This is a genomic window from Paenibacillus sp. GP183, from assembly GCF_900104695.1.
Classification (GTDB): domain Bacteria; phylum Bacillota; class Bacilli; order Paenibacillales; family NBRC-103111; genus Paenibacillus_AI.
In genome coordinates this window covers 2176548-2199469 of sequence record NZ_FNSW01000001.1, presented here as the reverse complement: position 1 = coordinate 2199469, position 22922 = coordinate 2176548, and the positions used below count along the sequence as shown (strand labels likewise).

The 22922-nt window shown below is 45.8% G+C and carries 20 protein-coding genes; 16 read left to right on the top strand and 4 right to left on the bottom strand.

All coding sequences use genetic code 11. The features are described 5' to 3' along the window. Positions 1-201: 201 nt before the first annotated feature. The 4 genes from citZ to BLV33_RS10900 all read left to right on the top strand — a co-directional run bounded on the left by citZ (position 202) and on the right by BLV33_RS10900 (position 4611). On the top strand, positions 202-1314 hold the full coding sequence (gene citZ / locus BLV33_RS10915) for a citrate synthase (protein ID WP_090790943.1): 1113 nt from the start codon (positions 202-204) through the stop codon (positions 1312-1314). A 140-nt stretch (positions 1315-1454) separates the two neighbouring features. Further along, the gene (icd, locus tag BLV33_RS10910; protein WP_090790940.1) at positions 1455-2753 is read left to right on the top strand and encodes an NADP-dependent isocitrate dehydrogenase; all 1299 of its coding nucleotides are present in this window, start codon (positions 1455-1457) and stop codon (positions 2751-2753) included. A 32-nt stretch (positions 2754-2785) separates the two neighbouring features. Then, positions 2786-3727 (top strand): malate dehydrogenase, encoded by a 942-nt coding sequence (gene mdh, locus BLV33_RS10905; RefSeq protein ID WP_090790938.1) that lies wholly within the window; start codon positions 2786-2788, stop codon positions 3725-3727. Between the two features lie 455 nt (positions 3728-4182). Next, entirely contained in the window at positions 4183-4611 is a 429-nt protein-coding gene (locus BLV33_RS10900) for a hypothetical protein (protein WP_090790935.1), read from the top strand. Positions 4612-4635: 24 nt separating this feature from the next. Here BLV33_RS10900 and yfbR read toward each other — a convergent pair whose 3' ends face one another. Then, on the bottom strand, positions 4636-5220 hold the full coding sequence (gene yfbR, locus BLV33_RS10895; RefSeq protein ID WP_090790933.1) for a 5'-deoxynucleotidase: 585 nt from the start codon (positions 5218-5220) through the stop codon (positions 4636-4638). Between the two features lie 90 nt (positions 5221-5310). Here yfbR and BLV33_RS10890 point away from each other — a divergent pair, with 90 nt between their 5' ends. The 3 genes from BLV33_RS10890 to BLV33_RS10880 all read left to right on the top strand — a co-directional run bounded on the left by BLV33_RS10890 (position 5311) and on the right by BLV33_RS10880 (position 9553). Further along, a complete protein-coding gene (locus tag BLV33_RS10890) occupies positions 5311-6864 on the top strand; it encodes a fumarate hydratase (RefSeq protein ID WP_090790930.1) in 1554 nt (517 codons plus the stop codon). A 115-nt stretch (positions 6865-6979) separates the two neighbouring features. Next, complete coding sequence (gene pnpS / locus BLV33_RS10885; protein ID WP_090798867.1) at positions 6980-8773, top strand: two-component system histidine kinase PnpS; 1794 nt, start codon at positions 6980-6982, stop codon at positions 8771-8773. Between the two features lie 63 nt (positions 8774-8836). Then, positions 8837-9553, top strand: a complete 717-nt coding sequence (locus tag BLV33_RS10880; protein WP_090790928.1) for a response regulator transcription factor — start codon at positions 8837-8839, stop codon at positions 9551-9553. 48 nt (positions 9554-9601) lie between these two features. On the opposite strand, the gene BLV33_RS10875 is transcribed toward BLV33_RS10880, so the two are convergent. Then, positions 9602-10471: an AraC family transcriptional regulator gene (locus BLV33_RS10875; RefSeq protein ID WP_090790926.1), complete on the bottom strand. Its 870-nt coding sequence runs from the start codon at positions 10469-10471 to the stop codon at positions 9602-9604. Positions 10472-10654: 183 nt separating this feature from the next. On the opposite strand from BLV33_RS10875, the gene BLV33_RS10870 reads away from it, so the two are divergent. Beyond that, positions 10655-11740 carry a Gfo/Idh/MocA family protein gene (locus BLV33_RS10870; protein ID WP_090790924.1) on the top strand — a complete coding sequence of 362 codons (1086 nt, stop codon included), beginning with the start codon at positions 10655-10657 and terminating at the stop codon, positions 11738-11740. 175 nt (positions 11741-11915) lie between these two features. On the opposite strand, the gene BLV33_RS10865 is transcribed toward BLV33_RS10870, so the two are convergent. Both BLV33_RS10865 and BLV33_RS10860 read right to left on the bottom strand, forming a co-directional pair. Continuing rightward, positions 11916-12941, bottom strand: a complete 1026-nt coding sequence (locus BLV33_RS10865) for a cytochrome d ubiquinol oxidase subunit II (protein WP_090790922.1) — start codon at positions 12939-12941, stop codon at positions 11916-11918. Continuing rightward, positions 12938-14287: a cytochrome ubiquinol oxidase subunit I gene (locus BLV33_RS10860; protein ID WP_090790920.1), complete on the bottom strand. Its 1350-nt coding sequence runs from the start codon at positions 14285-14287 to the stop codon at positions 12938-12940. The genes BLV33_RS10865 and BLV33_RS10860 overlap by 4 nt, the downstream gene beginning before the upstream one ends. A gap of 689 nt (positions 14288-14976) precedes the next feature. Here BLV33_RS10860 and BLV33_RS10855 point away from each other — a divergent pair. The 8 genes from BLV33_RS10855 (at position 14977) to BLV33_RS10825 (ending at position 22671) form a co-directional block, all read left to right on the top strand. Then, the gene (locus BLV33_RS10855; RefSeq protein WP_253187032.1) at positions 14977-15477 is read left to right on the top strand and encodes an Rrf2 family transcriptional regulator; all 501 of its coding nucleotides are present in this window, start codon (positions 14977-14979) and stop codon (positions 15475-15477) included. Positions 15478-15856: 379 nt separating this feature from the next. Then, positions 15857-16126: a serine hydrolase gene (locus BLV33_RS10850; protein ID WP_090790918.1), complete on the top strand. Its 270-nt coding sequence runs from the start codon at positions 15857-15859 to the stop codon at positions 16124-16126. Beyond that, complete coding sequence (locus BLV33_RS10845) at positions 16099-17034, top strand: serine hydrolase domain-containing protein (protein WP_090790916.1); 936 nt, start codon at positions 16099-16101, stop codon at positions 17032-17034. The genes BLV33_RS10850 and BLV33_RS10845 overlap by 28 nt, the downstream gene beginning before the upstream one ends. Positions 17035-17049: 15 nt before the next feature. After that, entirely contained in the window at positions 17050-17604 is a 555-nt protein-coding gene (locus tag BLV33_RS10840) for a class I SAM-dependent methyltransferase (protein ID WP_090790913.1), read from the top strand. Between the two features lie 73 nt (positions 17605-17677). Next, positions 17678-19165: a DHA2 family efflux MFS transporter permease subunit gene (locus BLV33_RS10835; RefSeq protein WP_090790911.1), complete on the top strand. Its 1488-nt coding sequence runs from the start codon at positions 17678-17680 to the stop codon at positions 19163-19165. 480 nt (positions 19166-19645) lie between these two features. Beyond that, positions 19646-19885, top strand: a complete 240-nt coding sequence (locus BLV33_RS30670; RefSeq protein ID WP_366414801.1) for an FAD-dependent oxidoreductase — start codon at positions 19646-19648, stop codon at positions 19883-19885. Then, positions 19815-20579 carry an NAD(P)/FAD-dependent oxidoreductase gene (locus BLV33_RS10830; protein WP_366414800.1) on the top strand — a complete coding sequence of 255 codons (765 nt, stop codon included), beginning with the start codon at positions 19815-19817 and terminating at the stop codon, positions 20577-20579. Before BLV33_RS30670 ends, BLV33_RS10830 begins: the two co-directional genes overlap by 71 nt. Before the next feature lie 601 nt (positions 20580-21180). Next, positions 21181-22671, top strand: coding sequence for a DEAD/DEAH box helicase (locus BLV33_RS10825; RefSeq protein ID WP_090790909.1), 1491 nt, complete (start codon positions 21181-21183; stop codon positions 22669-22671). Positions 22672-22922 lie beyond the last annotated feature (251 nt).

The following is a 22922-nucleotide window of genomic DNA, read 5'->3' as shown; positions in this document are numbered from 1 at the left end:
AACGAAATGACATTTCGGACGAAATTCGGGAAAACGGGTGAATCTGCTGAATTCCAGCAAATTTTATCAAAAAGAATCTTTATGGTAGTGATAATGAAGTTTTATGTTCCCGTTTCTTCACTTAGCGCTTGAAATCATTTATGATGAGAGTAAGTAGAAAGCCATTATTTTTGCCAATTAAGTAGTTAAGGAGAGGTTTCCATGACAGCAACCAAAGGTTTAGAAGGAATTGTTGCCACGACTTCGTCGATCAGCTCCATTGTGGATGGAGTGTTGACTTATCGTGGGTTTGATATCGATGACCTTGCCGAGTACTCGACATTTGAAGAAGTCATTTACTTGCTTTATTATGGCAAATTACCGACATTATCCGAGCTTGAGAAGCTGCGAAACGATTTGAATGCCAGCAGTGAAGTTCCAGCCGGAGTCATTGATCAATTAAAGCTTTATCCTAAAGATACGAATTCGATGGCAGCTCTTCGCACAGCTATTTCGAGTCTGGGTCTTTATGATAAGGAAGCAAACGACATCAGCACTGAGTCCAATATTCGCAAAGCCATTAAGCTGCAAGCGCAAATTACGACGATTATCGCGGCATTTTCACGTATTCGTGAAGGGAAAGAACCGATCAAACCCAAAGGATATCCTTCGATCGCCGCTAATTTTTTATACCAAATGACAGGCAGCGAGCCTGATAAAGTGGCAGTTCAGGCTCTGGATAAAGCGCTTGTCCTGCATGCTGACCATGAGCTTAACGCATCTACTTTTGCCGCTCGTGTTACTGTTGCTACACTGAGTGATATGTATTCAGGCATTACCTCCGCTATCGGCGCATTGAGAGGACCTCTTCACGGCGGCGCGAATGAAGCTGTTATGGCTATGCTGGAAGAGATCGGAACCGTTGACAATGTTGAATCTTATGTGAATGACAAGCTGGAGCGCAAAGAGAAGCTCATGGGCTTCGGCCACCGCGTTTACAAAAATGGAGACCCGCGCGCCAAGCATCTGCAGGTGATGTCGAAGGAACTCGGCAAAATCACCGGCAATATGAAGTGGTACGATATGTCGATCAAGATTGAAGCCATGGTTACGGAGCAAAAGGGCTTGAAGCCAAACGTAGATTTCTACTCGGCTTCCGTCTATACGGTGCTGGAAATTCCTCGCGACCTGTTCACACCGATTTTTGCCATCAGCAGAACTTCGGGTTGGTCAGCCCACATGCTGGAACAATATGAAAATAACCGTTTGATTCGTCCACGTGCTGAGTACACTGGACCGGTCAGTCAGAAATATACGCCGATTAACCAACGCTAACCCTAATTTATGCTCCATCTTTCCACTACGGGCTGTTCGGCCGCTTTTCGCAGGATACTTTTCTCTCCCTGCATTAACGGCCGTGACTCCCGTCACTTTTTGTGTGTACGAGTTTTTAAATCATAGGAGGAACAACAAACATGCCAAAATTCGAATCTTTCGCTCTGCCAACTGAAGGCCAGAAAATCACCATCGAGAATGGTGTACTGCAAGTTCCGAGCAATCCGATCATTCCTTTCATCGAAGGAGATGGGACAGGCCCCGATATCTGGGCGGCTTCCAAGCGCGTTCTCGATGCAGCTGTAGAGAAAGCTTACAAAGGCGACAAGAAAATTGCATGGTACGAAGTATATGCGGGCGAAAAAGCTTTTAACAAATACAACAGCTGGCTTCCAGCCGATACATTGACTGCGATCCGCGAGTATATCGTGGCGATCAAGGGACCTCTGACGACTCCGGTAGGCGGCGGGATACGCTCTCTGAACGTAGCGCTGCGCCAAGAGCTTGATCTCTATGTGTGCTCCCGTCCAGTTCGCTATTTCTCAGGTGTACCTTCACCGGTTAAACGCCCCGAGCTTGTGGATATGATCATTTTCCGTGAAAATACGGAAGATATTTATGCAGGTATCGAGTGGGAATCCGGCTCCGCACAAGTGAAAAAAGTGATTGAATTTTTGCAAAATGAAATGGGAGTCAATAAAATTCGCTTCCCTGAAACCTCCGGTATCGGGATTAAGCCTGTTTCCGAAGAAGGTTCCAAGCGTTTAATCCGTTCTGCCATTGAGTATGCCATCAAGCACAAGCGTAAAACCTTAACCCTGGTTCACAAAGGAAACATCATGAAATACACCGAGGGAGCTTTCAAGAACTGGGGCTATGAGCTAGCTGAGCAAGAGTTTGGCGACAAAACCTTCACTTGGGCCCAATACGACAAAATTAAAGAAGCCAGCGGCACAGATGCTGCCAACAAAGCACAAAAAGAAGCTGAAGCAGCTGGTAAGGTTATCGTGAAAGATGCGATTGCCGACATCGCGCTTCAACAGGTTTTGACTCGTCCTACTGATTTTGATGTGATCGCAACCTTGAACCTGAATGGTGACTATTTGTCTGATGCCCTTGCTGCGCAAGTTGGAGGAATTGGAATCGCTCCTGGAGCCAATATCAATTACATCACAGGCCATGCGATTTTCGAAGCCACACACGGTACAGCTCCTAAATATGCGGGTCTTGACGTTGTAAATCCAGGTTCCGTTATCCTGTCTGGCGTTATGATGCTTGAGCATCTGGGCTGGCTGGAAGCGGCTGACCTGATCTATAAAGGCCTGGAAACTTCGATCAACAACAAAACCGTAACTTACGATTTTGCCCGTTTGATGGAAGGCGCGAAAGAAATCAAATGCTCGGAGTTCGCTAGCGAAATCATCAAAAATATGGGATAATCCCAATCAATCCAATCAGGAGGAACCATTCCATGGCTATTCGCCGCAATAAAATTACTGTCGTAGGCGCCGGCTTTACGGGTGCCACTACGGCACTTATGCTCGCTCAAAAAGAACTCGGAGATGTCGTTTTGGTCGATATCCCGCAGCTGGAGAACCCGACAAAAGGTAAAGCGCTCGACATGCTGGAAGCCAGCCCGGTTCAAGGCTTTGACAGCAACATCATCGGTACTTCCAGTTATGAAGACGCTGCTGGATCCGATATCGTCATCATTACGGCTGGAATTGCCCGCAAACCGGGCATGAGCCGCGATGATCTGGTTAACACCAATGCCGGAATCGTGAAATCCGTTTGTGAAAATGTAAAACAGTACGCTCCGGATTCCATCGTGATCATTCTCAGCAACCCGGTTGATGCGATGACCTATGTAGCTTTCCAAGCGCTGGGCTTCCCTAAAAACCGCGTAATCGGTCAATCCGGCGTTCTGGATACAGCCCGTTACTGCACATTCATCGCGCAAGAGCTGAACGTTTCCGTTGAAGATGTTCGCGGCGTAGTGATCGGCGGACATGGCGACGATATGGTTCCGCTTGTTCGTTACACCTACGCAGGCGGGGTGCCGATAGAGAAGCTGATCTCGGCGGATCGCATCGAAGCGATCGTACAGCGCACTCGTACCGGCGGCGGAGAGATCGTCAATCTGCTGGGCAACGGCAGCGCGTATTATGCTCCGGCGGCTTCACTGGTGCAGATGACTGAAGCTATCCTCAAAGACAAGAAGCGCATCATTCCAACGATCGCATTACTTGAAGGTGAATACGGATATGATAACTTGTTCATGGGCGTATTGACTGTACTTGGCGCAAATGGAATCGAGAAAATTCTCGATATCGAGCTGACTTCCGATGAAAAGACAGCCTTGGACAAGACAGCAAGCTCCGTACGCAACGTAATTAAGGTTGTTACTGGTTAATAGCAGCGATTAAACAAAACCCGGCCACTTTGCAAACGCAAAGGGGGCCGGGTTTTTTACATGTAATCTTGGACGATTGCATCGAGAGTTAGGAAACTCCTATATGATTTTAGTCAAACGGCAGCTTTTTGGGTTGTGAAGGTATTTTTAATGAATTCTGAGATACATACAAATCAATATTTAGAATATGAAAAGAGGCATTGTGATAGCTGGGATAATAATTTCCTTCATGGACTAATTGTAGATAGCTCAGAAAAGCTATTAAACATATATAAAGAAGGTAACCCCCGACCTCGTTGTATAAATGAAATGGATGAGATTTGAACTTGGAAATGAACTGAGATGGGACTGGACTGGATAGGTGTTGGGTTGGGTTGGAAGGAGCCTGTTGTCCTTCATGTTTCATTTCGGTTATACTAAAGAAAACCAATTCATAAAAACTTTGGAGGCGTCGCATGAACAGTGTTATGTTATTTTTGCATGTAATTTCTGCCATATTGATGGGTTCTTATCTGGTACTTCCGTTTCTTTCCGGTCGCGCAGCAGCACTTTCCGGGCTGGAGCAGCAAAGTAATGTCAGTCTTCTAATTACATTAAATCGAGTTGGGCAGATTGCTTTGGTTGTCGCATTGCTGACGGGCGGAGCCATGATTTCAACAGCAGGGGTATCTGTTGCCTTTATGATAACGGCCATTATCCTGGTATTGGCTATTGGTGCAACATCTGGGATCATGGGTTCCAGCCTGAAAAAAATGCTTGACGCCAGTAAAGCAGACAGCAGTACATCCGTACCTGCATCCAAAGTGCAAACCTTCAGTTGGCTTTCCGCTATTCTTATCTTGTTCATTGTATATATAATGACCCATCCTGCTGTATTCGGCTAATCGATGAAGGTATACATAAGTAGCTTAATGGGATAATTCATCAAGTGTTTTTTCCAGGCTTGGTGCCAAATGAGTCAGAAAATAATTCACTTCGGGCATGGCCATCTCTTGAATGGTCTGCTCGATTTGTTTTTTTGCGGTCCCGAATTCGCGATTTCCGGCTGATAGCTCGGTCACACATTTGAGGTATGCGTCCAGGAGATCAGCGGCTTTTACAAAGCGTCGGAGCTCGGTTTGATCTGATTTGCCAGTGACCAAGGGCTTATACATAGGTTGAAGCTCCGGAGGAAGCATCGAGAACAGCTTATCTGCGGAAATCTCTTCAATTTTGCGAAAATTGGAAAGTATTTCGGGATTTTGATGCTTGACCGGTGTGGGGATGTCCCCTGTGAACACTTCGGTCACATCGTGAAAGAGTGCCATGGAAACCGCTTCATTCGTAGCAATGTCTCTCTTGAAAACCTCATTGGCAATGGTGCAGAGCGCATGAGTCAGAATGGCTACATGGAAAGAATGCTCGGCCACATTTTCCTTGACCGTATTACGCATGAGACTCCAGCGTTCAATATAGCGAAGTCGATACATATAAGCAAAAAAGTCACTTGTCATCCAGGGCCGCTCCTTTTTATTCTTCGAAGTAAAATGATCATATGTTATAATAGATTCACATGGGTATTTAGAGAGAGGAGCTTTATGGGTATGCAATATTTTAAAAAGAGTGTGTATGATCTCATTGTAGAAACTTCTACAAATCTGCCCGCTGATGTAAGGCGTGCTGTTCAAGCAGCGAAAGAGCGGGAGGACCAAGGCACGCGTTCCGCCCTGTCGTTATCGACAATTGCCGATAATATTCAAATGGCCGAAAGCAATGTATCTCCAATTTGCCAGGATACAGGCATGCCTACATTTATTATACACTGTCCCGTTGGGGCAAACCAAATCATTATGAAAAAGCAGATCCTTGAAGCGGTAGCCGAGGCTACGGCAAATAGTAAGCTGCGTTCCAATTCGGTAGATTCGTTAACCGGGGCGAATACGGGTGATAATCTGGGACCTGGAACGCCTGTAATCCATTTTGAGCAATGGGAACGGGACGATGTAGAAGTGAAGCTGATTTTGAAGGGCGGCGGCTGCGAGAACAAGAATATCCAGTACAGCCTCCCCACTGAGCTTGAAGGCTTGGGCAAAGCGGGACGCGACCTGGATGGCATCCGCAAATGCATCATGCATGCGGTCTATCAAGCGCAAGGCCAGGGCTGCAGCGCCGGTTTTATCGGTGTCGGCATCGGCGGCGACCGGACGAGCGGCTATGAGCTTGCGAAGCAGCAGCTGTTCCGCCACGTCGAAGACGTAAACCCGATCGACGAGCTTCGCAGGCTCGAAGCGTACGTGCTTGAGCACGCCAATACACTCGGCATCGGTACGATGGGCTTCGGCGGGCAGGTGACGCTGCTGGGCTGTAAGGTTGGCGTAGCCAACCGGCTCCCGGCCAGCTTTTTTGTCTCTGTGGCCTACAACTGCTGGGCCTATCGCCGCCAAGGCGTGGTTCTGGATGCGACTACGGGCGCTATCCAGAGCTGGGTGTATGAAAGCGGCACGGATGTGCCGATGCATACACCTCAGGCGGAGCCTGCGGCAGCCGGAGCCGACAGCGCCGGGCAGCCGGAGCGCCGGGAAATTGTGCTGCAGACGCCAATTTCCGAGGAGCAGGTTCGCAGCCTCCGTGTCGGCGATGTGGTGGTCATCAACGGCATGATGCATACAGGCCGCGATGCGATACACAAGTATCTGATGGATCATGATACGGATGTGGATTTGAACGGTGCCGCCCTGTACCACTGCGGCCCGGTGATGAGCAAGGATCAGAGCGGCGAATGGCACGTCATGGCGGCCGGACCGACGACGAGCATCCGCGAGGAGCCTTATCAAGGCGACATCATCAAGAAGTTCGGCATCCGCGCTGTAATCGGCAAAGGCGGAATGGGGCCTAAGACGTTAAAAGCGCTGCAGGAGCATGGCGCTGTGTATTTGAATGCCATAGGCGGTGCTGCACAGTACTATGCGAGGTGTTTCACTAAGGTAGAAGGCGTAGACTATATGGAATTCGGGGTCCCTGAAGCGATGTGGCATTTGCAAACCGAAGGTTTTGCGGCCATCGTCACCATGGACTCCCAGGGGAACAGCCTGCATGCCGAGGTAGAGAAGGACTCCCTGCAAAAATTGTCTGCTCTGAAAGAGCCCGTTTTTGTTTAGGCTTTTACAATAAATTTACTGGATACTGTTGAAAAAAAAGGGTTACTATGAAGAGTAGCCCTTTTTTCTATGTAATCTCTGGCTATGCAGGAGATGGAGGATATATAAGATGCGGATGATGAAGTTCCGTTTAAAGCTGACTTTGATTTTAACCGTGCTGATTGCCTGCTCGATGCTGACGGCAGGGATTTTTATGGCCAGATTGTTGGCGCAATCGCATATGAATGCACTCCAAAATAATATGACGCGGGAGCTTAAGATCATTGAGGTGACGGGGGACTGGAGTCTGAATGGTCCGGAGAGTGCGTTAATTGAAACTTATACAGCGAAGTCCAAGCGGATTAAGGAGTTCACGTCGGCAACTCTGACTTTTATTCGCGCGGATGGCAAGGTACTTGGCGATTCGGATCAGGATCCCGCAATGATGGACAATCAACTGCAGACTCCGGAAATTCAGCAAGCTCGCACAGAGGGGTATGGCTTTAAGACACGATACAGCGACACGTTGAATGAAAATATGCTCTATGCAGCAATACCGATTATGAACGGTAAGGAGATTACCAGTTATCTGAGGCTTGCGATCGGTTTGGAGCAAGTGGACGCGGCTGTTCGCCAGTTGTGGTATTTCTTAATCCTCGGGCTGCTTCTGCTGCTCCTGATAGCGGCGTATGTCAGCTACCGGATTGCCAAAAGCATTACGAGACCGATGGAACAAATTACAAGAGTAGCGAAGCAAATCACCGACATGAATTATAAGGCCAGGGTCAATACGAAAAGCAACGATGAAATCGGCCAGCTTGGACATGCGATTAACGTGATGGCCGACAGCTTGCAGCTGCAAATGAACCATATTCAGGAAAACGAGAGCCGGTTGACCGGGGTATTGGAAAATATGGTGAGCGGGGTCATGATGATTGACCGCGAAGAGCGTATCGTGCTGCTCAATCCCTCTGCAGAAGAAATTCTCGGATTCTCCTCCCAGGAGCTGCTTGGCAAAAAGTATAAGGAAGCCAAGCAGCAATTTGAGTTTACCAAGCTGATCGAAGAGAGTATTGAAGGAAGGGAACACATCCGCGATGAGATGATTTTTTATTTTCCGACAGAGCGGATTTTGGAAATCAACCTGAACCCGATCTCGCAGGTGGGCGAGGAATGGTCAGGTGTGCTGATTGTGCTGCACGATATTACGGCCGTTCGCCGGCTGGAGCGGATGCGCAGCGAGTTTGTGGCGAATGTGTCGCATGAATTGAAGACGCCGATAGCCGCGGTGAAGGGATTTGCGGAAACGTTGCTGGCGGGTGCGCTGAATGATAAAGAAACGGCCAAATCGTTTCTACAGATTATTTTTGACGAGAGCGAGCGGCTTAATCGTTTGATTGGCGACATTCTGGAGCTTTCCAAAATCGAATCGAAGCGGATCCCGCTGCATTTTTCCCCGGTTCATATGGCGGAATTTATTGAGAAGTCGCTTAACATGATGAGTACGGAAGCTAAAAAGAAAGGCATTGTGCTGAGTGCGGAGGTCGATGAGGATGTTTATTTGGAAGCGGACGAGGATCGGCTGCGGCAGATTTTCATCAATTTGCTTTCCAACGGAATCAGCTATACGCAGGACGGCGGCAAGGTTAAGGTGCGTGTCGAGCAGATCTCCATGAACATGGACGGGGAGTATGAGCGGCTCCGAATCGTGGTCTCGGATACCGGGATCGGGATACCGAAGAAGGATTTACCGCGAATCTTTGAGCGATTCTATCGGGTGGATAAGGCGCGATCCCGAATTTCCGGCGGAACTGGATTGGGCCTGTCGATCGTGAAGCATCTGGTCGAGCTGCACAAGGGGACGATTCGGGTTGAAAGTGAAGTCGGCATGGGCACGAAATTTATCATCGATCTGCCAGTGATTCATTAATTTATAAATTCATGATATGATCAAGTTGTTTAATTTCTTTATTCTGTTTAATCGGGGGATCCCATGGCACAAAAAATTTTGGTGATTGAAGATGAACCCACACTCGCAAGGCTGCTTTCTTACAATCTGTCGCAGGATGGTTATGACACGAAGGTGATCGATCATGGGGGTGATGGATTACAGGAAGCGCTGCAGCAGGCTTATGATTTGCTTATCCTTGATATCATGCTTCCGGGAATGAGCGGCTTTGAGGTATTAAGCAAGCTAAGGCAAAAAGGAAACGCAACACCTGTCATCATCCTTACAGCCCGCAATGCAGAAGAAGAGGTTGTGCAAGGTCTTAAATATGGCGCCGATGATTATATAACGAAGCCATTTGGTGTAGCTGAGCTGCTGGCTCGCGTATCGGCAGTGCTCAGAAGGACACAGTCGGAAGAAGCCGCTGCGGACAAGCTGAAGGGTACGGAAAAGGTGATAACTGCGGGAGATTTGCAGATTTATCCGGAGAAATATGAAGTCAACCTGAACGGGGATTCGATTCCGCTTAGGCCCAAGGAATTCGAAGTGCTGCTCTATCTGGTGCAGCGTCCGGGTGTTGTTGTGACCCGGGATGATCTGATGAATATCGTCTGGGGCTTCGATTATATCGGTGGTCAGCGCACAGTCGATGTGCATGTAAGCTCTCTTCGCAAGAAGCTGGAAATGAATCAGCAATCCGTGCAAATCGACTCGATTCGCGGTGTGGGGTACAAACTAGTAACGAATACGGTGAAAAAATAATAGAGCTGCGGGGGCTTTTTAAAGCAACCCGAGCTCTTTTTTGTGTGTTCAATGGCTCCAATCGAGCATTTTTTTGCGGAATTCGTGGGGGGAGCATTGGTTGAACTTCTTGAAAATTTTATAAAAATGCGCCATATTCGGCATCCCGACGGCTTCTCCAACCTGAGCGATGCTGATGTCTTTGGTCAGGAGGATTTTCTCGGCTTTTTTGATCTTTTTGAAATTGACATAATCCATGAAGGAAATGCCGAGTACTTTTTTGAAATATTTCACAAAATAGTAGTAGCTGATATTCACCGCTTTGCTAGCTTCCTCAACTCCGATTCGGGCATGCAGGTTCTGCTCGATGTAGGCAAACACGGGCTTCAAGCGGATCAAATCGGCAGGATTTTTGTGGCCCAGCACGTTTCGGGTATCATTTCTGAGGAGCGTCAACAGGATTCTCTTGATCAAAATGCTCACGGCGATTTCATAGCCTTGCTGTTTGGCGGCCCATTCCGCGTAAATCTCCTTCACAAAGGCGACAATCTCCTGCTTGGCGGACAGATTATCCTGAAGGATGTAATTCAGCTGGCTAAGCGACACCCCTGCCTCCGCAAAGTACCGCAAATAGGGAATCGTGCTCTCATCAAAATAGTGCTCCAGGTCAAACTGAAAGACGATATAATTCAGACCCGACAGCTTCCAGGAACGATCTCTGTGCAGCTCGGATGCGCCAATCAGCACGACATCGTCGGTCTGCAGTTGAATCAGCTCTTCTTCGATGTAGACGTCCAATTTGCCATCCAGCACGACGAGCATTTCCAGCTCCTTATGATAATGCCAGCTTCCTATGCAATCCTGTTTACGGGTTGATTGAAAGATGTGCATGGACAAAAAAGGATTTTCATAGTTGATCTTTTCATTATAAATCTCCACATTGATCCTCCAAATGGCTAAATAGCATATAACTTTCACCAGATAATAAATATTCTTTTCGAGAAAACTTGTCTATACTTATTGTAGTGTGAGAAGCCTGACATGAAAAGACTTATTTAATGCCAGGGATTACAGATAGTCCATTTAATCGGGGTTAAAAATTTGAAGGAGGATTATAAGATAATGTCAAAAACGTATCGAATCGCGATTATCGGCTGCGGCGGAATTGCCAATGGCAAGCATATGCCCAGCTTAAGCAAGCTCAAGAATGTAGAAATGGTAGCCTTCTGCGATATCGTTGTGGAAAAAGCAAAGGAAGCCGCAGAGAAGTATGGTAAAGGTGAGAGTAAAGTTTATGAGAACTACAAAGAGGTCTTGAAAGACTCATCTATTGATATCGTCCATGTTTGTACGCCGAACGATGCTCATGCCGAAATTGCAATTGCTGCGCTGGAAGCAGGGAAGCATGTAATGTGTGAAAAGCCGATGGCCAAAACGGCGGCAGATGCCCGTCTTATGGTGGCAGCGGCAAAACGCTCCGGCAAAAAGCTGACGATCGGTTATAACAATCGGTTCCGTCCAGACAGCCAACATCTACATAAGCTCTGTGAGGATGGGGAGCTCGGCGAGATTTATTTTGCCAAGGCTCATGCCATTCGCCGCCGCGCGGTTCCCACCTGGGGCGTTTTCCTGGATGAAGAGAAACAGGGCGGAGGCCCGCTGATCGATATCGGAACGCATGCACTCGATCTGACCTTATGGATGATGAACAACTATAAGCCGAAGGTCGTACTGGGTACCTCTTACCACAAGCTGTCCCAACGCGAAAATGCCGCCAATGCCTGGGGCCCTTGGGATCCAGCGAAGTTCACAGTGGAAGACTCGGCGTTCGGTATGATTACGATGGAAAATGGTGCGACCATTATCCTGGAATCCAGCTGGGCGCTGAACAGTTTGGAAGTGGATGAAGCCAAATGCTCCCTTTCCGGTACAGAAGGCGGAGCTGACATGAAGGGCGGGCTTCGCATTAACGGCGAGAATAACAGCCGCCTTTATACAACTGAAGTCGAGCTGAAGGCCGGCGGGGTTGCTTTCTATGATGGAAAGAAAGATAGTGATGCTGATCTCGAAATGAGAATGTGGATTCAAGCGATTGAGAATGATACGGACCCTATAGTCACACCGGAACAAGCATGTGTAGTATCGGAAATTCTTGAAGCGATTTACGAGTCGGCGAAGACCGGTAAGGCTGTATATTTTAATCAGTAAAAAATAAGTAAAAGGCAATCCCACAGGTCTGATCTGACCAGGGACTGCCTTTTTTTGCATTTAGGCAGCTAATCAAGCGATTTATCGTTACCTCGGCTGAACCAGATAAACAAGAAGAGCAGGGACGCTCCAGCCACCAGAAAAGGGGCAATCATCAGCATAAAAAATTCCATGATCAATCTCCTTTCTTTGAGTTGCCTTGTACATATCCGGCATTAAAGAGGAAAAGCCGCATCAGCAGATATATGGACGGAATAAGCAGACATAAGCCGGCGATAAACGCTGTAATCAAGGAAATCGCCATGGCGTCACTGGTGATATTCCGATGTATGGTGATGTACGGATACAGTACATAAGGCAGGTGCGAGGCGCCATATCCAAAGAATGCGAACGCAAACTGCAGCATCACCAGGATGAACGCCCAGCCATATGCCGTTTTGTTCCATACCAGGTAAATGGCTATTAAGAAACAAAGGAAGGAAGCCACGAACATCCAGGAGAGGCTCAGCATGTTCGCATAATGACCGGGATTGTGCTGATTGATCGCGAAGAAGACGAGCAGGCTGCAAAGTATCGTTGGTGGAGCCCAACCCAGGGCATAACCGCGAACAATGATGAGCGCGCCGTCATCCTTCGCTTTTGCCGCATAATAAGTTAGGAACATGGCTGAAATGTAAAGAACGCTGACGAGTGCAAGTAGGACTACCGACCAGGAATAGGTACTTGTGAAAAGCTTGGAGAACAAGAAGACAATTTTGCCGTCCGTTACCGTCATAAACCCGCCTTCCGAAATAGTCAGGACGGTCGAAAGAGAGGCAGGGATCAGTAAACCGCTTGCTCCATAGAGGAAGATGTACAAGCTGTTTTGTTTTTGACCGTAGTTTCCGAAAGCATAATAGGCACCCCGAATGGCAAGCAGGATGATCGCTACGCTGCCCGGAACGAGCAGAGAGGTTCCATAGTAATAGGCCGTTTCCGGAAAGAAACCGATAATCCCCACGAAGAAGAAAACAAGGAACACATTGGTTACTTCCCACACGGGATTGAGATACCGCTCAATGACCTTTTGAACTAAATGCTTTTTACCGGTCACATGGGCAAAATAACTAAAGAACCCGGCGCCAAAATCAATCGAAGCCACGATGAGATAGCCGTACAGGAAAATCCAAAGCACTGTAATTCCCAGGATTTCGTAACTCATCGCGGTTCATCTCCTTCTTTCTCGATTCCGACTGCGATTAATTCCTCATGTACTTTACTGTTTTTGAACAGCTTGCTCAATACCTTGATGGCTGTGAATCCAAGTACGAAGTAGAGCAAACAGAACAATACCAGCATTAAATCTACGTGGGTGGAGGTAGTCGCTCCTTCGTGTGTTTTCATATAGCCCCTCAGGATCCAGGGCTGTCGGCCGACCTCGGCATAGACCCAGCCGAATTCAATTCCGAGCATGGCCAGCGGTCCGGACCAGACGATGAGCCGTAATAACCAGCGCGGATACTTGCCGTTCTTGAACTTACGAACCATCCAAAGGTAAAGCATCGAAAGAAACGCAAGGAAAATGCCAATTGTGACCATCGAGTCAAATAGGTAATGGACAAACAGCGGCGGACGTTCGTTAACAGGAGTTGCATTTAAGCCTTGTACCTTCGCATATGGAGAGTCGCCAGCTAAAATGCTAAGCGCATAGGGGAGCTTAAGCCCATACTTGATTTCATTATCTTTGGTAAGGATGCCGCCCAAGACGAGTGGTACCTTGTTTGCTGTTTCAAAATGCCATTCCGCCGCAGCCAGCTTCTCCGGTTGGTATTTGGCCAGGAATTTACCGGACAAGTCTCCAATTAAAGCGGTTGAAATTGAGAATATGAGTGCAGCTGTCATAGTGAGCTTGAGCGCTTTGCGGTGGTAGAGATTGTTGCGTTTTTTGAGCAGAGAGTAAGCAGCAATAGCGGCCAAGATAAAGGCACAGGTCATGTAGGAGGAAGCCAGCACGTGAGAGACCTTCGTCGGTGTAGCCGGATTGAACATCGCCACAAGCGGCTGAATATCTGTAATGGCGCCGTCTTTGAGCTTGAAGCCTTGCGGCATATTCATGAACGCGTTCACGGTTGTGATGAAAAAGGCGGACATCGACGAACCGATGATGACGGGAATCACGAGCAGGAAGTGAGTGATCGGTTTTTTGAAGCGATCCCAGGTGTACAGGTAGATCCCAAGAAAGATCGCCTCAAAGAAGAAGGCGAAGGTTTCCAAAAACAGCGGCAGCGCGATAGCCTGACCGGCAATCCGCATGAAGCTTGGCCACAGCAAGCTGAGCTGCAAGCCTATGGCCGTGCCGGTGACAACGCCGACGGCGACGGTGATCACAAAGCCGCGCGCCCAGCGGCGAGCCATCAGCGTGTAGTAAGGATCGCCCCGCCGGATGCCCGTCCATTCGGCCAGTGCGATCATGATCGGAACGCCGACCCCGATGGTCGCGAAAATGATGTGAAACCCGAGCGTCAGCTCCGTCAGCATGCGGCTGTAAAGCACCGGATCGTAAGCCATGCAGATCAACTCCTTTAGATGCTAATCTTTATTAATCGTAATGGATACACGTGAAACGCTTATGAAAAAAGGTGGCGGATAAACGAAAGAAGCATGACGGCAGCCACGACCATACATACGATGATCAGTGCTTTTTCCTGTTTTTTGAATTTATCCATCGAGGTCACCTGCCATTAAGGAAATAGTGGAGATATCTATTATATTACACGTTTTAATTGAAAGTATGTGATTAAATTCACAACAATTGTGATAGAGGATTGAACAGTGTATTACAAAGTTGTGAAATGAAAAAAAATGATGTAGATAATTAGAGATCTTTAATGATAAATAGAGTCCTTTAACTAGTGATTAAGTTGTTTAATGGTTGTAAGAGTTCTTTAATGAAGTTTGCAAAAGTAAACGGAATGCCCCTAACTTGACAGGGCGGGGGTCACTATTCAGGAGTAGTGGATGGATCCACTTTCACGCGGCAGCTGATTAGCATCTTCCGTGGAACAATGCAAAAAAAACGGCCTCTGTTCGCATCATTTGCGAAAGGGCCGTTCTTCGTTTTTCTCTGGGTAAATAGGGGTCATACATCTAAATTTCCAGGACTTTCCGCATATATGGCGTCGAGGTTGCCGCGGAATTGATCGTTTCTTGCTTTATTGCGCGATATTGAGATAAACTGCAAAGGAGGAGGGATCATTGTGGGTATAAACAGTAGCATTAAAATTGGACCACCTCGATTCGGGATTGCCGTTCACGCCCTTATTTGGCTTGCGCAAAGCGGCGGAGCGTTATCCAGCGTGGTCATTGCCAAAAAAGTGAATTCCCATGCGACTTTTCTCCGAAGGGTTTTGATACAGCTTGCTCAAGCAAGTATTGTTGAAGCAAGAGAAGGACGTGATGGGGGATATAGTTTGCTACGTGATCCGAATCATATTACCCTTGCGGATATTTTCTTGGCTGTAGATGATTCGGCTTGCGTTGAGCAGGAAATGAATATAGATTGCGGAATCGAGGGTAAGAAGCGAGGTACGAGAATGGAAGCATGCTGCGAATCGGAAACGCAAGCAGGTTGTGGTACCTACGCGAAAGAGCTTGAAATGCGGCTTCTATCCATTAAGGAGGAAATACAAAAGCAGACAATTATGCTGCTTAATCAGCACACATTAGCAGAAGTGATGAAAGATATCGATTTCACCTAGTCAATTTTTTCTTTTCCCGCTTGCAATGTATCTTCACAACCCTTATACTGTGTCTGAGTGGATTGCAGTTAAATTGTAACTGCATTTTATTTCACTTCATACTGTGCTTAGTTATATTGCAGTATGGCATTTGCAAATGAACAGGCGCCGTTCATTGTATATGCAAAATTAAGTGATTTTTTTGAGGTTAACTGCACTTTATTTATTTAGGGCAGATTAGTTTATAAGTAGGCTTAATCAAGCCTTGCGCTCATCAGCTGGTACATTGGAGGAGTATCCTCGCTGTTTGTATGACGGCCGTAACGTGTATTTTAGCTTCATTATTCGGAGACACATAGCCGGTTTCGTTCAATCTTTTAACACAAGGAGGATTTTACTAATGGATTCCAAACAATTTAACGAACAATTGCCATACAGATATGACTTGATGTCAGAACCGCAAGCTCGTATTCAAACGCTTCTCGATGAACTGGTTCATAGCGGGACTGAAAAGGGCTTGCAAGTTGCCGTGTACTTGGATGGCAAGCTGGTTATTGACGCATGGGCCGGAATTGCAGATGACACAACTAAGCAGCCCGTGACTGGTATACGCTTTTTACCGTTTACTCATCAGGTAAAGGGATTGTTTCAACCGTCATTCATCAATTAGCTGAAGCAAGAATGCTAGATTACGATGTGCCTGTTTCTTTTTATTGGCCAGAATTCGCGGCGCATGGTAAAGAGAGCATCACGGTCCGCGACGTTTTAACCCATCAGGCTGGCATACCTCAGATGCCTAGAGGGGTAACCCCTGAGATGGTATGCGATTGGGACTTCATGATTAAAGCAATTGAAAAACTTAAACCACTTTGGACGCCCAAAACGAAAACCGGCTACCATGCCTTAACGCAGGGATGGATTTTAGGTGAAGTTGCTCGTCAAGTAGACGGTAGATCACTCGCTCAAATTGTCCAGGAGGAAATTTGTATGCCTTTAGGAATGACGGATTTGTATTTCGGTATACCGAAAGAAATGGAGTCGCGCATCGCGCGAATTGGTAGCGAATTTCTGATGGGCGATGCCTTTTCGGAAGGGCATTTGATAAATCAGGTTATTCCAAAGGGAATGGAGCCTGGCAGCGAATTCTGGAACCGCTCGGATATTCGACAAGCTTCAATACCCGGTGCAGGGGCTATTGTAAGCGCGCGCGCTCTTGCTCGCCATTATGCTGCACTTTGTGGTGAGGGTGTTGACGGATTACGGCTTCTGCCACCGGAGCGGACTCGAATTGCTGCTACACTCCAAACGGAAGAACCGGATGTCGTCATGTTTGATAGTCCTGTTCGGAAAGGTCTTGGTTATTGGCTCGGAGGACCGCTCTCTCCGATGGGAGATTACGTTGGGGTATTCGGACATGAGGGCTCCGGAGGTTCAATTGGTTTCGCTGATCCTGAGAACCGATTTGCTCTAGCTTTGACGAAAAATAAGTTGACCTGGGGTCCCGGGGATGAAGCTACGGATAGACGAGTAATACGCGCAGTGCGCGAATCTCTGAGTATTTCGGGAAAAAACACGTAAAAATGAGGTGTAGTTATGAATCAAAGAAAGTTTAATCCTGAACTTATAGCCAAGCTTGAAAGCCCGGAACGAAGAGCTTTGTTTCCTGCGGAAACCTTGCTTAGCCTACTTGATGTGAACGGTACCGTATCGGTATTGGATATCGGAGCAGGTACTGGATACTTTGCTATTCCTGCCGCCGCACAGACAGAGGGCGTGGTTTATGCTCTTGATGTGGAACCGAGTATGCTTGAGGTGATTGAAAGTAAAGCGGAGAAAGGAAACCTGACAAATATTCGCACAATTCAAGGAGCGCTTGAACATATTCCGCTTGAGGATGGGGCAGTGGACCGAATCATCGCTTCCCTTGTTCTTCATGAGACTGACAACCTCAAACTAGCGATTAGCGAAATTGCGAGAGTCTTGAGAGAAGGTGGTCGATGTTTATGTGTAGAGTGGGAGAAAACAACAACTGAGCAGCACCGGATTCACTCTTTTCAGATGAGGCAGGCAATGGAGGAAAATGGGCTTCAGGTTTTAAGTTCCGTCAGCCAATCCGGATCACACTACGTTATGGTTATCCAAAAATGACATTCAACGATTTGAAGCCGTTTTGATTCCATCCGGATTGAAATAAAAAATAAGAGGGCGAGGAAAATTACACATGTCTACACCAAACTCCTCACAATCAACATCACAATCGGAATTCTCCATCAAATCGATTTTGGCTCCGCTTGTTGCCGTTATTCTTGGGATGATAATGGTCATTCTGGACAGCACTATCGTCAATGTAGCCGTCCCTAATTTGCAAAAGTATTTCAGTAGTTCACTCAAAATCATTCAGTGGACAATTACCGGCTACACGCTGGCTTTATCTGCCGTGATCCCGCTTGCGGGCTGGATGACCGATAAATTTGGAGCGAAGCGCATTTTCTTGATTACCATTGCCTTGTTCACATTGGGCTCAGTCCTCTGTGCTTTAGCTCAAACGCCCGAGCAGCTTATCTTGTTCCGTGTCATTCAAGGTATCGGCGGTGGTATGGTCTCGCCTATTGGAATAGCTATGGTTTACAAATTGGCGCCAGAAAACAAACGAGGCTCCGTTATGGGCATGCTAGGCATTCCCATGCTGCTGGCCCCAGTTATTGGCCCGGTTTTATCAGGTTGGTTGATCGAAGTTGCAACGTGGCATTGGATATTTTTAATCAATCTTCCAATTGGTATTGTGGCACTTTTAGTAGGATTTAAATTTTTACCTAATCTTGAACGACAAAGAACGCCCGCACTCGATATCTTTGGGATGATTTTGGCTCCTGTCGCGTTCGCCATGCTAGCATTCGGAGTGAGCGAAGGAGGAACAGACTGGGGCTCCACTCGAACATTAACCGGGTTGATCGTAGGCGGATTAGCTCTCCTTCTTTTTATCATTGTGGAGCTTTTACAGAAACAACCGTTGTTGGAGCTGCGAGTGTTCCGCTCTTCTGATTTTACCCGTAGCATTATTATAACGTGGATTGCGCAAACTGCCTTGTTCGGATCAATCCTAATGATCCCGTTATACCTTCAAAATGTCAGGGGTTTCACTCCACTAGAGAGCGGACTGACTACTTTACCGATGGAGATTTGTGCAGTACTTTTCATGCCAATTGGAGGGCGGCTATTCGACAAATGGGGTGTTCGTCCGATAGCTTTAACAGGGCTTTCTTTAATTTCGATTTCGGTATTCTCCCTTTCGCAAATTGGCCTGGATACACCAATCGCACTGGTCATGGTTCCAATTGGCTTGTTGGGAGCCGGAATGGGCTTTTGCATGATGACACTGAATACCCATGTATTGAACTCCGCACCGAAAAGGCTCGTGAGCCGGGTGACTCCGTTAACCTCTGCGACCCAGCAGGTCGTTATGTCCTTTTCCATTGCTGGCCTAACAGGGTATTTTGCATCCCGAGTAAATTACGGCTCGACTGAGGTGGGAGTTGAAGGTAATATGCTGAATACACTATCGCACGCCTTCGGTAATACCTTTTTACTGATAGCGAGCATCGTTGCAGCAGGTACAGTATTAAGCATTATCCTGCGTAAGCCTAAGGTCAATCATAATGATAATCAAGATGAAGATATGCCGGATCCCGCCATGATGATGAATCATTAATCAGAACATCTTTGGCATCAGAAGACAGAGAGGATTTGTTATTAGAGCTTAAATGCTGTTGTCTGAAAAGTGAAACCAACTAAAATAGTTCTAACTTTAAACAGAACCAACACGCATTATTTCATGCGCATAACAACGATAAATCTGCGCATAATAAATCTGCGCATAACAACGATAAATCTGCGTATAACAACGATAAATCTGCGTATAACAACGATAAATCTGCGTATAACAACGATAAATCTGCGTATAACAACGATAAATCTGCGTATAACAACGATAAATCTGCGTATAACAACGATAAAACAAAGAATCCATTGAGTAGCGGATGTCTTGTCCAACAGGTATTACGTGGTGCTGAAGAAAAACTAAATAATTACTTATCACAACACAGCATTCAATCAGTACTCGACGAGTCATTACTAATAGCCAATACGAGTGACTTCGCGAATCAATTATGTATATTGGAGATCTATAATTATGTGTTTAAAGGATTCGAATTTACCAACGGATGTTGTAATTGTGGGCGGCGGTCCCGCAGGATTAAATGCCGCTTTGGTTCTCGGTCGTGCAAGGAGAAGCGTGGTGGTTATCGATGAAGAAATGCCTAGAAATAGAGTGACCCATGAATCACACGGATTTCTGACGCGTGACGGAATTTCACCTAACGAATTTCGTCGAATTGCAAAGGAACAAATTTTACAATACCCTTCGGTTTGAATCAGGCATTGTCAGTTCTGTGTCTGGAAGTGACGGGGATTTCCACGTTGTTGCGGAATCCGGAAGTGTTGTCCGTAGTCGAAAAGTCTTGTTTGCTACTGGAATGAAGGACGTATTGCCTAATATCGAGGGACTCGTTGAGGTTTATGGCACAAGTGCATTTGTTTGCCCCTTTTGTGACGGTTGGGAGTTAAGGGACAAACACATTTGTGTAATAGGAACAAACCAAATGGTTTTGCACTTAGTAAAAGTCATCAGTGGCTGGACAAAGCGCATTACGCTTCTTACCAATGGTTCGCAATTCTTAACAGCGGATCAACTCGCTGATTTAGAGCGCCACAGTGTCTTGACTAGTCAAGACACAATAAAACAAATTGAATCAACTCAGGGCTTGGTTAAAAGGATTACCTTTAAAACAGATGCAGCAATCGAGTGTGAAGGGATTTTCTTTATAACAAAGTTGGTTCAAGCCAATTCCATTCCAGCTTCACTTGGTTGCGAAGTGTCTGACAACGGTCCCTTCTCAACGATTGTTACAGACCCAATGGGGCGGACGAATGTTACGGGCATTTACTCAGCAGGGGATGCGGCGAGTACATCATATCAGTTAATATCCGCCGCTTCGAGTGGAGCAACGACCGCCGCCGCAATTCAACTTGATTTGCTAGACGAAGAATGGAAAGGTGCGCAGTAACCAAAGGAGAAACCGGAGAGTCAACGAGCATTGAACTCGTCCGGTTCTATTGTACATTTCTGCCCCGTTAGCTTAATCCAGTCCTCATTTTCAAGTCTGATATTCCCCTGTTTTCCACCGTGGTAGCCGATTACGATTCCGTGGAACAATGGCAAAAGAACGGCTCTGTTCGCATCGTTTGCGAAAGAGCCGTTCTTTGTTTTTCTCCGGATTTCTCGAAATAGATAGGCAAGTCACTGAAAAAGAAGGCTGGACATCTTCACAAAATTTCGCGTTTTATACATATGAACCGCTCCGCTAACGGGCAGTCTAGCAGCTCCTCTTTTCACATTGAAGTAACGGGCAGGATAACATGGTTTAGTACTATAAGAATAAAGATAATGGGAATAATAAAAGACATGAACAGGAGATAACTTTATCCCAATCTTAAATTTTGAATTGCCAAATTTATTTGTAGCCAACAGTACCCACTTTTATTGTTGGATTCCCATATTTATTTTATTTTTTAATGACAAAGTTTCGACAAAGGATTAAGTGAGAGCTATGTCGAGATTAGAATTTCTGTGATTTTTTGGAAATTGATAAAACGGAGGCATTATTAATGGCAAATATTTATCAAACAAGGGAACCACACGTTTCAGGGAATAATTTTCTTAGAATTCCACAAAGGGAAGCCTTTCAAAGGATTTTTGATTATTATAATGAGAATAAAGAAGCTAGGGAAACAGGAATTATTTTACCGGTTGGTTGTGGAAAGTCCGGTTTAATTACACTAACACCTTTTGCACTGAAATCCAGAAGAACCTTAGTTATTGCACCAGGGATTAATATTGCTTCTCAGTTATATAAGAATTTTGATCCGTCTGAAGAAGGGATGTTTTACATTAAATGCAGAGTTCTTATTGGTCAACCCTTTCCGGAACCTGCAGAAATTAGGGGTAAAAATACAAATAGATCAGATTTAGAAGATGCGGATGTCGTTATTACTAATATACAGCAGCTTCAAGGTGATGAAAATAGATGGTTGAATTCATTACCGCAAGACTTCTTCGATTTGCTCTTATTTGATGAAGGTCATCATAATGTTGCAGAAAGCTGGAACATTTTGAAACTATCATTTCCTGAAGCTAAAATCGTTAATTTTAGTGCTACGCCAAAAAGGGCGGATGGGCAAATCATGTCAGGGGAAGTGATTTATTCATTTCCGATTGTACGAGCAATCGAAGAAGGTTATGTGAAAAGATTAAAAGCTGTAATTTTAAATCCAAGCACATTAAAATATGTTCGAAAAACTGATGGTCAAGAAATTGAAGTGGACTTGGCTGAGGTTGAGCAATTAGGTGAAACAGATGCTGATTTTAGGAAGAGTATTGTTACATCTGAAGAATCACTTTATACAATTGTAGATGCTTCAATAAGAGCGTTAAATCGGAATCGTCAATTAACAGAAAATACAAATCATAAAATAATTGCATCTGCTTTAAACTTTCAGCATTGTATACAAATTGTTGAAGCATATAGGGCAAGGGGTTTAAGAGCATCTTATGTTCATAGTTTACAAGAAGGGGCAGAAAACACGCGAATTCTTACTTTGTTAAAAAACCATTTATTAGATGTTATTGTCCAAGTAAGAAAGCTAGGAGAAGGATTTGACCATCCTTTTTTAAGTGTAGCTGCTGTATTCAGCGTCTTTAAAGAACTATCTCCCTTTGTACAATTTGTAGGAAGGATCATGAGGGCAATTGATCAAAACGATCCAGAGAGCTTAAATAATCAAGGCGTTGTTGTTTTCCATGCTGGATCGAATATTGCTGGGTTGTGGGAGGATTTCCAAGAATTTAGTCAAGCAGATCAAGAATTTTTCGAACAATTACTTCCACTCGAGAATTTTGACTTCACTAACGGTAATGAAATAGAACTAGATCTAATCACTAGAACAAAGAGTATAAATAAGGTGGAAATAAAAGAGCAAGGGGACATTTATGTTTCCGAGATCCCCCTGATTCTTGAAGATGAAGAAGTGAGAAATGCTTTAGATCTGCTCAAAAAGAAAGGAGTTGCAAACGGGATATTAAAAAAGCCGATGCTTTAATTGCTTTAATTGCATGGCTGATCTTGATGAAACTTTGACCGATAGAAGCCAATCACTCATGAAGTATAGTAATGCATTTATGGAGAGTTTTCACAATTATTTAAGCGTCATATCTCCTGAAGATGTTATCAATTATTGAAAATTGCGGACGGAAATGGATATCGATCAAGGGATGAGGTTTTTGCCCAACTAACAAAGGAACTTCCCTGGGCACATAAGTCTCCTGAAACTTTCCGAATTAGTGAACATTG